This window comes from Dyadobacter chenwenxiniae, assembly GCF_022869785.1.
In the GTDB taxonomy this organism is placed as follows: Bacteria; Bacteroidota; Bacteroidia; order Cytophagales; family Spirosomataceae; genus Dyadobacter; species Dyadobacter chenwenxiniae.
In genome coordinates, this window is record NZ_CP094997.1 from 228,187 (window position 1) to 242,525 (window position 14,339).

Here is a 14,339-nt window from a genome sequence, read left to right on the forward strand (position 1 = left end):
AACACTTATGAAAACCAGCAGAGTGCTCATTACAGACGAAGCTATTAAGATCGTCGAAAAGCTTAGAGCGGAAAACGGGGACTTAATGTTTCACCAAAGCGGAGGGTGCTGCGATGGTTCTCAGCCCATGTGTTTTCCAAAAGGCGAGTTCCGTACATCCGATAGCGATGTGCTGTTGGGTGAAATTGCCGGCTGCGAATTTTACATGAGCCGGGACCAGTTTGAATACTGGCAGCATACGCAGCTTACCATTGATGTAACGCCGGGCAGGGGATCGAGCTTCTCATTGGAAATTCCGATGGGCATTCGTTTCATCACTAAGTCCAGATTATATAGTACCGAGGAAGGGCTTAATCTGGTGGATGTTGATTTGTAATATAAATGCATGCAGCAAGGGCCAGGACGCATAAAGCAGCAAGGTTGCCGCGTGTATCTTGGCCTTTGTTTTCATTTTAAGCCGGATATTTTTTATATTTGTTCAAATCAAGCGGTTTGCTGACTGGGAAATATTGAAGTCAGCCCTTTTTTAACATTTCCGTAGTCGTTTAAGTCTATGGACCTTACAAGCTGAATTTTGAATTTCAATGAATTTGAACTCCACGAAGACGTGCTCAACGCCGTGGATTCCATGAACTACCAGCAGGCGACACCTATTCAGGAGCAAGCAATTCCTTTCATTCTTAGCGGTAAAGATCTTCTGGCCTGCGCACAGACAGGAACGGGAAAAACGGCTGCCTACCTGATCCCTATTTTAGATAAAGTCGCTCACGAAACAAAGGAGCATACAGGCGCATTGATCCTTGTACCAACGCGTGAGCTCGCCGTGCAGATCGATCAGCAAATCCAGGGTTTGGGATACTTTGTCGGCGCAACCAGCATTGCCGTTTATGGTGGTAACAAGGGGCCGGAATGGGACCAGCAGAAAAAAGCATTAACCCAGGGTGCAGACATTATCATTGCAACCCCGGGCAGGCTAATTGCCCATTTGCAGCTGGGCTACGTGACTTTTGGAAACGTAAAGCATCTTGTGCTGGATGAGGCCGACAGGATGCTGGACATGGGTTTTCTCAGCGATATTTTAAAGATCATGAGCTTTTTGCCTGCTAAGAGACAGACGCTCATGTTTTCGGCAACAATGCCCCCTAAAATTGGTGAGCTTGCAAAACGCATTTTACAAAATCCAGAGGAAATCAGGCTTGCGGTTTCAAGGCCGGTTGATCGCATTGATCAGCAGTTTTACATGGCAAAGGATGAACAAAAATTACCGTTGCTGCTGCATTTATTAAGCCAGGTCGAAAATACCAGTATGGTGCTTTTTACCTCGCGCAAATCCACTGTGGAGCCGATTGTACGTGCATTGAGAAAGCTCGGCCTTGCTGCAAGGGGAATTTCATCTGACTCCGAGCAGGCCGACCGCGAAATAGTTTTGAGGGAATTCAAGAACAGACAGTTCCCCGTTCTGGTGGCAACAGATGTGCTGTCACGAGGAATTGACATTGATAATCTAAGCCATGTAGTGAACTACGACGTTCCGCGTGATCCGGAAGATTATGTTCACCGTATTGGCCGGACGGCGCGTGCCGAATCAAAAGGCACGGCTATCACATTCATCAATGAGCAGGACCAGAAGTATGTTTTAAAAATCGAAAGGCTTTTCGAAAAAGAACTTGAGAAGCGGTCGATCACGCAGGACCTTGGACTTGGAGATGCTCCACTATTTGAGCCGCGGCGTTTCAGGGCAGCCGGCGGCCGAAAGCCGGGCTCAGCAGCTGTCAAGCCAGCTCACAAGTCATCAACAAGACCCAAAAGACGTAAACCTAAGAAAGAAACAAATAATCCCACCCAGGCATAGCCTGTCAGAGTTTGTCGAATATGACGCAGCGGAAGTACGAAGGAATATGATTATATCAACTTTTGTTTAAACGATAGCATTGATATAAGTACGATTTGCCTTTTTTGCTTTTCATTTGCTTACTTTTTAAGTCGTCATGAATAAACTTAAATACTGTACTATTGGACCGTTTCATAGATTGGATAAGGAACCATAAGTTCAGCGTCTCAGATCCACCCATTATATCAATGGAGGGTTTGTTCTCGCTTTTGCTGCTTTTGCTATTAAGCCTGGTTGCCGTATTTTTTCACCTTATCCGCATTTTCTTTAATTCCCCCGTCGATTTCTCGATGGACTGGAATTTGTTTTTAAGCTGGATTCCGCTGATCGTGGCCTTTCTGGCAGATAATTTCACCAAACGCTTTGGCAGCATTCCATTTACGCTGATTGTGCTCACGACTGTGTGGTTATCGTTCTTCCCCAATGCGCCTTACATGATCACCGACCTGGCTCACTTAACCGTAGATTATCATCGGGATCTGACCTGGCATGACGTGATTATGCTTTTCTTTTATGCAGAAGTCAGCCTTTTCAATGGTTTGGTATCTTTGTACTGGATACACCGCTCATGGCGGCGCGTTTTCTCACGGCGCGTCAGCATCACGTTTCTGTTGTTAAGCCTTCCGCTTGCGGGCTTCGGCGTTTATCTGGGCAGGGTAAGGCGTATGAATAGCTGGGACATTATCCATGATCCGCGCGCGATCCTGAATAACCTTATCGAAAGCTCAATGGATCGGACGGCCTGGGTTTTCAGTATGGAAATCGGAATGTTGCTGGGGATTTTGTATTTGGTGCTCTGGGTCATCGTCCGCTTCCGTATCCGATATAGCAAGAAGAATCACCCTGTTGACTAAGGATTTTATAGCCATGAAACCAAGATCATTTCGATATGCAAATATCTGACAATGTAAAAGATTCCTACTCTTCGCAGTATAATGACGACTCCGTTTCCTGGCGAAATACCGGAGCCAAGTATAAGGCACGCAACATTGTTGAACTGTCGAAGAATATCAGTTTCAAAAACGTGCTCGAAGTGGGAGCGGGGGAGGGAAGTATCCTTTCCTGGCTTTCGCAATGGGATTTTTGCAATGATCTCAATTGCGTGGAGATTTCCGAGAGTGGGATTGGCCTGATAAAATCCAAGAACATCAAAAATCTCAACGATGTGCTGCTTTTCGACGGTTACCAAATTCCCTATCCCGATAACCATTTTGACCTGGTCATTTGTTCACACGTTTTAGAGCATGTAGAACACGAACGCATATTGCTAAGGGAAATCAAGCGCGTCTCAAAGTATCAGATTTTCGAAGTGCCTATTGACTTTTCTTTTTATGTGGATAAGAAAATCAAACACTTCCTATCCTATGGGCACATTAACATTTACACGCCCGCATTGCTCAGGTTTCTGCTCAAATCTGAGAACTTTCAGGTCAAGAGCGACATTTGCCATCTATATAATGATGAGGTGATCAAACCACTTTTCAAGAATGATCCGGCAGGATTCTATCTGACCAAGTTCAAACATTTCATCTTGCGGCTCTTCCCTTATCTTTTGGGAATAAAACCCAATGCTTACGCCGTGTTGACAGAGAAAACAGAAAAGGATCTATCCATATTTTAAGTGACAGGTTCAACCCAATTGCCCCTCCAAATCATCTATCAGGACAAAGCTCTGGTCGCCATCAACAAGCCCCACGGACTACTTGTGCATCGCTCGCCAATTGCCGCCGATGCGGATGTCTTCGCCGTTCAGCTGCTGAGAGACCAACTCGGACAAAAAGTATTTCCTGTGCACCGGCTGGATCGGAAAACATCCGGGGTCCTGCTCTTTGCATTAAATGAAGAAATGAACAGCCTGATGCAGCAGCAATTCCAGGACGGAAAAGTCGAAAAGACTTACCACGCCATCGTCAGAGGTTACACACCAGACCATCTAGACATTGATTATCCATTAAAAAAAGAAGACGGCACAATCCAGGAAGCCTTCACATCCCTTCGCACACTGGCACGCACAGAGGTCGACTTCGCCATTGGCAAACACCCCACCTCGCGCTACTCACTGGTAGAATTAAAACCAACCACCGGCCGCATGCATCAACTACGCAAGCATATGGCTCACGTATTTCATCCTATCATTGGAGATAGGCCACATGGCTGTAATAAGCAGAATCGGTATTTTAAGGAGCAGTTTGACATGAACGAGATGATGCTGCATGCATCGGAAATCGCTTTTCAGCATTCGTTAACAGAGCAGCAGCTAATAATTAGCGCACCATTTCGAAATGAGTTTGCTGCAATGATAGGCTTGCTTGGGCTTTGAACTTAAATCGGTTTCGGAATCTATTGACACCAGCACGGCAACCGGTAATCTCTTTATATATATGTGCTAAACACAGACAGATGCAATGTTGCGTTTCCCGGAGTCCGTACCCAATTTTCGTAAAAACAAAATAGTTTCCTTCGAAGGAATTCCGGCTGCCTTGTTTGCCATGGATCAAATGGAGGGTTCCAAAAACGTGTTCTTGACCGAGCACACACTCCTCTTTGTTCTAAAAGGCGAAAAGTTAATTCACTTTTCAGCGGAAACCCTACGCATTTCAAGCAGTGAGGTTGCGCTGTTAAAACGGGGGATATATTCCATGTCTGAATACATTCCTGACGAGGATCGTTTCGAAGCGCTGTTGATCTTTATTCCTGACGAGTTTTTTGAAAGAATTCATTTGCAATTTGAGACGCCTGGAAAACCAGATTCTGAGAAGCCTTATATGGTAGTTCCTTCCGATGAACTTCTGGATGGTTTCAAACTGCATTATAAAAGCTATATATGTGCGACGCTTAATAATCTGGAATACATCCTGAAAGTCAAGCTCGAAGAGTTGTTCTTACTGCTGTTATCCAACCAATATAAAAAAGATCTGCTTCGTTTCATTGGGTCCATCGTCGATGGAGCTCCATTACAAATGGACCATATTGTCAGGAAATATCTATTTCAGCCCATTACGATCAGTGAACTGGCCAGGCTTTCGGGCCGGAGCGCGGCAGCTTTCAAACGCGATTTTGCGATCCATTATCAAAGCTCGCCGAGAAGCTGGATCAATCAACAGCGGTTGAAACATGCACAGACGCTTTTGAACGGCACCAACCAGCGGGTAACAGAGATTGCCTATGCCTGCGGGTATGAAAACGTACCGCATTTTATCCGGATTTTTAAAAAAGAATTTGGTCTGACGCCCGCGCTTTACCGGAGAAAAAAGACAACTATTTGAGCCTTTTGAGCTATTCGCTGCCGCCGCTCGTCTGATACCTTTGAAATAAAAAGGATATGAAAAATTGGATAAAGAAAGCGATGGTGACTTTGATAAGCTTGGTCAGCATTCATGCGGAAGCGCAGCAAACAATCTTGTATAGAGGCGATTGGCATCCGGAAAGTGTAATTAGCGACGGGCAGTTTTTGTTTGTAACCGATATTGGCAAGAAATTAGACCCACTGTCAAAAGACGGAGACGGGTCAATCAGCAAGTTTTCACTTGATGGCACCTTAATCAAACGGAATATTTCCCTAATAACATTACATGCACCCAAGGGAATGGGAATTCTCGGCCGCACCGTTTTCGTAGCGGATCTGGACAGGTTGGTTGGCATTGATTTAATTACTGGCAAACCTGTTGTTAGCATAGATTTCTCTGGCTTTGGCGTTCACCTGCTCAACGACATTACAGTTAAAAATGACTCCACTTTGTTTGTTTCAGCCACGGATAAAAATGTCATTTACGAAGTTTGCCCTGGTAAGCCTGACCAGATTCACGTTCTCAACGTTGCGGAAATAAAAGGTATAAATGGATTGTTTTATGACCCTGCCAAAAACCGGCTGTATGTTGCAGGGTTCGGTACTTTTACCTCGGCAACCGGGATCGGGCAAGTCGGATATATTGATTGGACAGAAAGCGGCTTAAAGTTTACTGGACTTTCCGGCATCACGGGTTTCTTCGATGGAATCGCATTGGTTGATGCCGATCATGTCGTGGTAAGCGATTGGGTTGACCTTGCAAATCAGAGAGGGGTTTTAAAAAAGATTAATCTGAAGACCCGCAATGTTACATTACTGAATACGAAGTCAATAGCCGGCCCAGCCGATTTTATGTTTGATAAAAATAAAAGTGAGTTAATCGTTCCAGCCGCTTTGAATGGAGAACTCCTAAAACAGACGTTGTAAAATTTACAAGTCTGCAACTGTGGCTCATTTATAGTAAAACCACTAAATCAAGACCGTTGTGGTGATCCTGATCAAAATTGACAAATCAGCGTTTAAGCTTCAACTGACTTTTTGCTGCATACGGCTTTCTTTCGGCGAATATTAAAATGTTACTTCTTCTCATACTCATACCGGGTCATGCCAAATTCAGTAAAGCCAAATTGAGGAGAATACCGTATTTCCTCCCGGAGAAGTTTTCCGTAATACTTTCTCTTATTGATAGTGTTGTTTCCGACTGAGGTTTGGATTTGGTTGCCGGCAACATCGAGCTCGAAAGTTCGTCTCGAAGTCTGATTTCCTTGCGCATCCTGGTAAATTACTGCGGAAGGCAAGATGTTATTTGCTGTGTATTCTGCTATTGTGATCAATTCAAGCATGTTACTATGATTGAATCTCTCTGTCTTGATTTTTCGACTTTTAACGTCGTAAGTGTAATTTTCAGTGTATTCCAGGTCATTATTATACATGTAAGCTTGTTCTCTAATGACATTCCCACGGCTGTCGTAAGCATATTTGTAATGATGATGTTTTCCTAGTGATTGAGTCCATTTGTAAGTCTCCGAAAGCTTTCCGTTTGTATAAACATAATAAGTGGATTGCTGTAATTCACCGTCCGCACCAAGTGCATCTTCCTGCGATAATAAGTCATCCTGGTAGGTGTAGCTGATTATTCTCGATAAAGTTGGTCTGTTTACCTGCCCGTCAAATATTTTTTGTGTCGCCATTCGCCCATTTTTGTAAGTATAGGTCTTATACATCGCAAGCAGGTCGGGGTTGTCGATCATAGATTCTCGTTCGAGATTTCCTTCGGCGTCATAGGCAAATTCAACAAATCCATAAGGTTGTTCGGAATCCGATTTACTAAAATTGAGAATCCTGGTCAAACGATAATGATTAGCATTGTAAATGCTCGTATCTCCAACATTAGGGCCGGGTACTCCTTCAAAAACATCAATTTCCTTGTTTTTGCAGGAACTCAGGACATGCATGATTATCAGTAAAAAGTATAGCGTTTTCACAGGGCAAAAGATTAAGCGCAACTATATTTAAGAGATAACAAAAAGCCTAAAATAGTTGGAAAAAGTCTTTCCGAAATCTCGAAGCCAAAAGCTTATAGTTTTCCTAAATCCGTTTTAATGTAGTCAGTCCACTTATGCCGTGGGATGTGTCGAAGATCATGCCCAAGGTACGCTCTCCATATCTTATTACGTTTTTGCTCTGCATTGAAATATAAAAAAAATACTCGGTCGAACTTCCTCCAAGGTCGTCAAAAACCAATGCTATTTTTTCAGGGGTTTTCAGGATTGAGTCGCCATACAAAGTGTTAGATGGCAGTGAATAGAATTGCTCGTTCGACAGTGGAATTTGTTCATAGGCCTTTTCATATTGGGCAAAGACCTCAGGAGTGTAAGATCGAACCCATCATCTCGGATCTTTGGTGGGCTTTTCATACGTCGATTTAATACCGGGAAGATCTGCTTTTACATTGTCCGGAGATAACCTCAGGGAGGTGTTGCCCTGCACTATCGGCTGGGTATAAAAGTAAGGAAGCAAATAGGTCCAGCCTGAATTCCCACCTCCATTTCCCCTCAAATCCACAATCAAGTATTTCGTAGACCGGATGAGCGAAAAAAATTATTATGTAACCCCATTTGACTTTATAGAGATATTTTTTATAAATTTCTGTTAAACTAGAACCCAAAGCTGTGAGAACACTTCTTCTTCTTTTCCCTATCCTTCTTTCGGCAGTGTTGGGCTGCAAGAAAGAGGATCCTGTATTGGATCCTGAAATTATCGAAGCTCAAAAAATTGCCGCCCTCCAAAATCAGTTCCATGGAAAATATGGTATCGTCAGTTCGGTCAGCAATGAAGCCGTCGATGTAAATATGGACGGTGTAACTTCCACCAACTTGTTTCAGGAAATCGATATTTTGCCTTCGGAAAAGAATTATCATTTTGATGTGGAAGTGCGTATATACGGTACTAATCCATTGTCTGCCGGACCTGCATATATATTTAGTCAGTCATGGCCAGAGCAATATATTCGCATAGAAAACGAAGTATGGACAGGCGGACCGGGTTTAAATTATGACCCTTCATTACGAATGGATTTTTTACGGCAAGGAACGTCGCGCCAGTTCTACTTTTCCGAAGATCTGAAGTTGCTCAATGTGCTACCAAGTGACAAGGAGAATCCTTATCGATGGGTAAAGCCCGAGTCGGTGGCGGTAGATCCTGCTGGCAGGCTGGTTATAGTCAATAAACGGTATTTGTATACAAAAAATGGGGTAAAACAAGTATCAATTACCTCAGTTTATGAGCGTTTTACAAAAGAGACCTAGCCACAAAAGCGCTTAACCCAAAGGCGATTTTTGGCTGATTTTACAATTCAGATAAATGCTGTTATCGATACAATTACAAGTTAGTTTTCAAGCTATTTCAGAGCAATTTGGGGCTTCATTAACCGTTTGTAACTGATATAATTCTATAAATGAAGAATTAAGATACTAGTTCCCCCGATGTGTTTGAGGTTTTTAAATCTTTCATCCTTTCTATATAGTTCGTTCATTGCAGCTCTTACGCCGTCCCAGTTCGTGTAATCATGCCAAATGATTAAGCCACCCGGACGCATCATCTTCAGAACTTTTTCGCTGTCGTTGATCACATATTTATATGCATGCGAACCATCTATGAAAGCAAGGTCAATGGTCTGCTTGTATGTCTCAAAGTTAAAGGTCGCCGAATCTCCAAAGACTTGTTTGATCTTGTAAGATGCAGGGTGACCAATAAAACGTTCGCCTGAAATATCTTTCTCGACATACCGCACTTCGCCATCTTCAATCTCCATATGTGTTGTGTTTAGCTCTGATGCAGGCAGATCCAGGGTAATAATTTCAGTTTGCTCACTGCTATTGAGCGCCATGTTAAGCGTTGTGCGGCCCTGGAAAGTGCCAATCTCAAAAACCCTTTTCGGATTGGCTTTTTTGACCAGATTACTGATGACTTTTAATTCAAACTCCGTAGTATGTCCAAACCCACATTCATATACGCCTTCATACACGGCATCATCACTGCCAAATAATTCAAATACATCCGTCTTGGGAATAATATAGGGATCGATCGGAGTTTGATCTTTGGACTGGTCGTTTTTTGGATAAAGATGATAAAGAGACAGCAAGTTGCTTCGTCGATTTGAGCTAGCCATTCCCAAAGTAAGCGTATAACCTACGCGCCGCATGACACCGGCATATAATTGGAGATCATTTAAGAGGTCTTTCATAATAAGGCTAGTTAGGAATTTGAGGTTTGCGTTATTGAGTGAACAAATGTGTCTTTGGAGCGAATTATTTCTTTGGATAGTATAAATATTTCGGCGATTAGTATAGTATTAATAAGGAATGTGAAGGAGTAGTCTACTGGTAAGCGTTTGAGAAGCTTACATAAAACGTTCTACACAGACTTGGCGAAGCTAACTTGTCAGGGATGAGATGCATTAAAAAACATTTGCGTCAATAGAGGCATTGCTTTTTAGAATCAAAACATTGTTCTTGCTCGGGCAAAGCATATGAACACGGACATGCAAAAGGAGTACAATTTGAAATCCTTCAATCTCTACAATTTTCTGAAACACCAGAATGCCGATAGCTTTCACAATCCATACTTTCTGGCAGATAAACACACCTATAAAAATGCCCATGTCAACTTTCCGTTCAGAACGTTCACTTATGGCCTGGGAATTACTTACTCTGGTCAGGGAGATGTGTTCAGGATCGGGAGTGCCGATTATGTTGTGAAAGCTGCATGCCTTACGACAGTAGGGCCAGGCATGGTTTGCCAGTGGACGGGAAATTATACGGCTGATCACGACACGGTTTATTTTACTGAAGAGTTGTTTACAGGCATGCAGACAGGTTCTTTTCTACAGTCGATGCCGTTCTTTTTCCATGGTGGTAAGCATGTCATCGCATTGACAGATGATCAGACGGGCAAGATGGCAGCGCTATTCTGTTCGTTAAAAGAACTAAAAGACCAGCATTGTGCCGTTCCAGGCATCGTTTATGCTATGCTGATGCTGGCCGGGTCGTTTCATTCGAAACTGGAAGGCCAGCTTCTAAACAGCACGGTCTCGAAAAGGGAAAAAATCACAAACGCATTTAGAAAATTGGTTGCAGAGCACTTTCCGGAGCACAAGGAGGTTGCCTATTACGCCAATGAATTGCATATTACCCCAAAGTATTTGAGTGAAGTTTTACAGGTCGAATTAGGGAAAACAGCCAAGACTTTGATTGATGAATATGTAATCATGGAAGCTAAGAGTTTATTGAAACAGACCAGCTTGTCGATACAGGAGATATGCTACTGGTTGGGTTTTGAAGATGCTTCCCATTTCAATAAGTTTTTTAAAAAGCTTACTGATACGACGCCGGGCGAATATCGCCGAAGGTTGTAAACTCCGGAAGTTTTTACCATTTATTCCGACATTCGTCCTAACAGCTGCTTTTCCGACAGCGATATCTTTGTTGTGATCTATCTTCATTCATATCAACATAGCAGCGATGAAAAACACGAAAGAATTTAGGGTTACGGTTTCACAACAAGCGCTCGATGATCTAAAAATCCGGCTGCAAAACACACGCTGGCCGGGCGAAGCCCAGGGTTCAGGCTGGAATTTTGGCACGAGCGAAGCATACCTGAAAGAGCTTGTAAACTATTGGCTTACCAGGTACGACTGGCCGAAGCAGGAGGCAACACTTAACCAATATCCGCAATACATTGCAGATGTGGATGGGGTAAATGTTCACTTTCAATACATTAAGGGAAAAGGTGAAAATCCTAAACCACTTATCCTCACGCACGGCTGGCCGGACAGTTACTATCGGTTTCACAAGATCATTCCGCTTCTGACCCAGGGTGATGAGAGTTTCGATCTGGTGATCCCTTCCATTCCCGGCTTCGGATTTTCCGATAAGATTGCACTGACCACTGAGGCCGTTGCTGATCTGTGGAAAGTGCTGATGACTGAAAACCTGGGCTATAAACAATTTTATGCGGCAGGCGGTGACGTGGGCATGGGAGTGACCAAAGCACTGGTGTCCAAATATCCCGATGTGCTTGCGGGGGCACATTTTACCGATTTGGGATATCCCATGGGTCAGGAAGATCCTCAGACCATGAGCGAAGCCGAAAAGCAGTTTGCGCAGTTTGTGCAGCAGTGGTGGTATAGCGAAGGGGCGTATGCAATGGTGCATTCCACCAAACCCCAATCGCTTGCTTTCGGACTCAATGATTCGCCCGTTGGCCTAGCGAGCTGGATACTCAGCTTTGGCACTGCCGGTGCATCGCCTGACATTTTGGAAGATGCTTTTGGCGGCAGGGATGAGTTGCTGACCAATGTGATGATTTACTGGGTAACGCAGACCATTTCAACGTCCATGCGGATGTATAAGGCTGATGCCCAGGCTCAATGGAGCGGCGCTAAACCTTTGGAAAAGTCTGCCGTGCCAGCCGGCGTCACAATATTTCCGCGAGAAGCACAATTTCCAAAAGAATGGGCAGAACGCTTTGTAAATGTAGTCAGCTTCCGGAGAATGGAGAAAGGGGGACACTTCGCAGCCTTGGAAGTGCCGGACCTATTCGCCGCAGAACTGCGAAGCTTTTTTTATCACATCAATTAGCGCATATCGATATCCGGTGCGGGATAGGCATGTTGAAACCAGCTTCATGTGTTCCACCCGCACCGTCCATTCAGAGACCGCCGAGTTGCTGCATTAAGTTGCTTTATGCAGTAGTGTAGAATAGTTTTACAATAATTACAAACATATTGTATATTGAAAAAATTATTTTACCACAGGCTCGTCATACATATATGCATCGGATTGGTGTTTGCCTTCTATTCTTATCGATATGCTTAATGAGCGTTATTGTCCCTACGGTCTACGGGCAGGACTTTCAAGGCGTTTCTACCAAGCGCGGCGCGGAGATAGGGCTCGTGACTTTTGGCCAGGAAACAGATTCTAATGTCTTGGGTGGGGGAAAGCTCGTTGATGGCTATGTCAGAAAGAAAGGAGCGAAGGGCTTCATCTTTCCAGTTGGTGACAATGGCACCCTTCGCCCTTTCAAAGCCTCAGGGGATCAAACCATTGGCGCATATTTCCAATCGGATCCTGGTGCCATGAACGGCGAGCTTCCGACGGATGGCCCTTTCGCAACCTCAGCATTGCAAATAGATGTCAGCGCAGTAAGTAAAAAAGAATTTTGGGACATCAACGGAAATGAAAGTACAAACATTACCCTGACCTGGAACGCCTCCAGCGAAATCGAAAACCTGCTTAAAAAAGAAGCATTGAATAAACTGACCATTGTCGGATGGAGATCAGGGAAATGGGAAAGGATTCCATCCGTTACCGACAATGTGTCCATTTTGGGTGGGTCAAGTACCGTGACTTCGGGCTCGATAACATCGGATGCAGCATTCTCGCCAGATAATTATGCGGTCTATTCAATCGGGCTGATTGCCCAAGACGCGTTGCCTGTAGTTCTGGCCAGCTTCAATGCGACCGCCGTTGAGCAGACTGCGGTCCTGGAATGGGCAACGGTGTCAGAAGTGAATGCAAATTATTTCAGCATCGAGCGTAGTGCGGATGCAAAGAGCTGGGCGGAAGTTGGTAATATGTCTGTTTCTTCCAAGACAGCTCCGGGAACCACTCCAAACGCTGTATACCAATTTACCGATCAGAATCCCCTTCAAGGATCTAATTACTACCGCCTAAAAATGGCGGATTTGGACGGGTCTTTCGCTTACAGCCAGATAAGAGATTTACACTTCGGTAACGGTAATACAATTTCTTTTTATCCGAACCCTGTATCGGACACGTTTTACCTGACCGGCGTCAATGCAAGTCAGGTCAGAAATGCAACATTGTTTGACCGGAGCGGAAAGGCCATGAAAATGATCACCGATATTGGCAATGGCATTTCAGTAGTTAATGTGCCACAGGGAATCTATATGCTCCGCGTCACAACTAAGAACGGAATGTCCAGTTCTCAAAAAGTTTTAATTGAACATTAGGATCTAATCCGAATAGACGCCTGTAAGTTTATCAGGTTTTTAAATGCTCTGCCTATTCTCGGACAACCTTACACTTTTTAACGTTTTACCACCCGTTAAGTAATTGACAGCGATTGCAACCAGCAAAGCAAGTAACATCAAAATCGGCAAATCAAAATAATGGATCTCGTTATTTATAGCAAGTTTAGCGCTATACAGGCTTATCACGAACACGTGTGTGAGATAAAGGGGAAAAGAGATACTATCAAGATAATATAGCGCATTTGAGACGAGTCTGATCCGATAGCAAATGATGCAGATTCCCAGATAGGCTATAAAAGAAAAAAAGTCGTTATACATTTTACCAACCGATCCAAAATAAATAACAAGAAGACCTGTTATCGCAAGTGATGCGGTTGTGATGACCGCATACAATGCTATTGGTTTCGAGATAATCCGTTCAAGCTGGTCGGTTTTGCAAATAGCCATTCCTAATACGAATTCCCACAAAAATTGCAGGAAAAAGCTATTGAACTGTCTTGTTTCCGTCTGGCCAATGTATACAACCCAAGCACTATATACCAATGAAATTAATGTTGCTATAATGAGTGCAGTTTGCGGCTTGACCCTGTTCACCAAATACCTAAGAATTGGGAACGCCAAATAAAATTGTACCAGGGGAGAAATGTACCAGAAATGCCCGCCAAAACTAGAAATCTGAGAGGTGAACATTTTGAAAAGAAATATATGACTTAGGTAGCTCTCCCAGCCATCGTCATACAAATTGAGCGGAATATTTAAGAGAAATATTCCGGTAATGATTAAATAGTAAGGCTTGATTACCCGGTTAAACCTGGCCTTGAAAAAGTTTATACCGCTGGTATATTTGCTATTCATAAGGCCATACCCCGAGGCGAAGAAGAAGAAATGTACTCCTGCTCCGCCCAGGTTAATGGCGTTCGCCATGAAAGACGGAAGGGCCATGGGTTGCAAAAAGTGAAAACACACAATTGTTGTAATTGCAAACCCTCGCCCATAGGACAAAAACGCCTGATGTTTTTGCATAATTCAAATAACGTTGTTGAGAAATCTTGAAGTTGCTGGCCTGGCCAAGGCCAAACCAGTTAGACAAGCGCTGTTTAATCTTC

General features: G+C 43.7%; 15 protein-coding genes. 11 read left to right on the forward strand and 4 right to left on the reverse strand.

Features of this window, described 5'->3' with window-relative positions:
* Nucleotides 1-7 precede the first annotated feature (7 nt).
* From MUK70_RS00865 to MUK70_RS00895, 7 genes are all read left to right on the forward strand, one after another.
* Complete coding sequence (locus MUK70_RS00865) at nucleotides 8-376, forward strand: DUF779 domain-containing protein (RefSeq protein ID WP_234601620.1); 369 nt, start codon at nucleotides 8-10, stop codon at nucleotides 374-376.
* A 198-nt stretch (nucleotides 377-574) separates the two neighbouring features.
* Nucleotides 575-1,852, forward strand: coding sequence for a DEAD/DEAH box helicase (locus MUK70_RS00870; protein ID WP_234655789.1), 1,278 nt, complete (start codon nucleotides 575-577; stop codon nucleotides 1,850-1,852).
* A gap of 227 nt (nucleotides 1,853-2,079) precedes the next feature.
* Nucleotides 2,080-2,745 (forward strand): DUF1361 domain-containing protein, encoded by a 666-nt coding sequence (locus MUK70_RS00875; RefSeq protein ID WP_234655788.1) that lies wholly within the window; start codon nucleotides 2,080-2,082, stop codon nucleotides 2,743-2,745.
* Nucleotides 2,746-2,780: 35 nt separating this feature from the next.
* Nucleotides 2,781-3,512 (forward strand): class I SAM-dependent methyltransferase, encoded by a 732-nt coding sequence (locus MUK70_RS00880; RefSeq protein ID WP_234655787.1) that lies wholly within the window; start codon nucleotides 2,781-2,783, stop codon nucleotides 3,510-3,512.
* A gap of 18 nt (nucleotides 3,513-3,530) precedes the next feature.
* A complete protein-coding gene (locus MUK70_RS00885) occupies nucleotides 3,531-4,211 on the forward strand; it encodes a pseudouridine synthase (protein WP_234655786.1) in 681 nt (226 codons plus the stop codon).
* An 85-nt stretch (nucleotides 4,212-4,296) separates the two neighbouring features.
* Entirely contained in the window at nucleotides 4,297-5,157 is an 861-nt protein-coding gene (locus tag MUK70_RS00890; RefSeq protein WP_234655785.1) for a helix-turn-helix domain-containing protein, read from the forward strand.
* Between the two features lie 56 nt (nucleotides 5,158-5,213).
* Nucleotides 5,214-6,104: an SMP-30/gluconolactonase/LRE family protein gene (locus MUK70_RS00895; protein ID WP_234655784.1), complete on the forward strand. Its 891-nt coding sequence runs from the start codon at nucleotides 5,214-5,216 to the stop codon at nucleotides 6,102-6,104.
* Nucleotides 6,105-6,253: 149 nt separating this feature from the next.
* On the opposite strand, the gene MUK70_RS00900 is transcribed toward MUK70_RS00895, so the two are convergent.
* Both MUK70_RS00900 and MUK70_RS00905 read right to left on the reverse strand, forming a co-directional pair.
* Nucleotides 6,254-7,162, reverse strand: coding sequence for an RHS repeat domain-containing protein (locus MUK70_RS00900; RefSeq protein ID WP_234655783.1), 909 nt, complete (start codon nucleotides 7,160-7,162; stop codon nucleotides 6,254-6,256).
* Nucleotides 7,163-7,565: 403 nt separating this feature from the next.
* A complete protein-coding gene (locus tag MUK70_RS00905; protein WP_234655782.1) occupies nucleotides 7,566-7,742 on the reverse strand; it encodes a S41 family peptidase in 177 nt (58 codons plus the stop codon).
* A gap of 107 nt (nucleotides 7,743-7,849) precedes the next feature.
* Between MUK70_RS00905 and MUK70_RS00910 the strand changes: the two genes are divergently transcribed.
* Nucleotides 7,850-8,485 (forward strand): hypothetical protein, encoded by a 636-nt coding sequence (locus MUK70_RS00910; protein WP_234655781.1) that lies wholly within the window; start codon nucleotides 7,850-7,852, stop codon nucleotides 8,483-8,485.
* A 143-nt stretch (nucleotides 8,486-8,628) separates the two neighbouring features.
* On the opposite strand, the gene MUK70_RS00915 is transcribed toward MUK70_RS00910, so the two are convergent.
* Nucleotides 8,629-9,423: a class I SAM-dependent methyltransferase gene (locus tag MUK70_RS00915; protein ID WP_234655780.1), complete on the reverse strand. Its 795-nt coding sequence runs from the start codon at nucleotides 9,421-9,423 to the stop codon at nucleotides 8,629-8,631.
* A 297-nt stretch (nucleotides 9,424-9,720) separates the two neighbouring features.
* On the opposite strand from MUK70_RS00915, the gene MUK70_RS00920 reads away from it, so the two are divergent.
* The 3 genes from MUK70_RS00920 (at nucleotide 9,721) to MUK70_RS00930 (ending at nucleotide 13,212) form a co-directional block, all read left to right on the forward strand.
* Complete coding sequence (locus MUK70_RS00920; RefSeq protein WP_234655779.1) at nucleotides 9,721-10,593, forward strand: helix-turn-helix domain-containing protein; 873 nt, start codon at nucleotides 9,721-9,723, stop codon at nucleotides 10,591-10,593.
* A gap of 106 nt (nucleotides 10,594-10,699) precedes the next feature.
* Nucleotides 10,700-11,818, forward strand: coding sequence for an epoxide hydrolase family protein (locus MUK70_RS00925; protein WP_234655778.1), 1,119 nt, complete (start codon nucleotides 10,700-10,702; stop codon nucleotides 11,816-11,818).
* Between the two features lie 236 nt (nucleotides 11,819-12,054).
* Nucleotides 12,055-13,212 carry a T9SS type A sorting domain-containing protein gene (locus tag MUK70_RS00930; RefSeq protein ID WP_234655777.1) on the forward strand — a complete coding sequence of 386 codons (1,158 nt, stop codon included), beginning with the start codon at nucleotides 12,055-12,057 and terminating at the stop codon, nucleotides 13,210-13,212.
* A 39-nt stretch (nucleotides 13,213-13,251) separates the two neighbouring features.
* Here MUK70_RS00930 and MUK70_RS00935 read toward each other — a convergent pair whose 3' ends face one another.
* Nucleotides 13,252-14,256 carry an acyltransferase family protein gene (locus MUK70_RS00935; RefSeq protein WP_234655776.1) on the reverse strand — a complete coding sequence of 335 codons (1,005 nt, stop codon included), beginning with the start codon at nucleotides 14,254-14,256 and terminating at the stop codon, nucleotides 13,252-13,254.
* Between the last annotated feature and the right edge of the window lie 83 nt (nucleotides 14,257-14,339).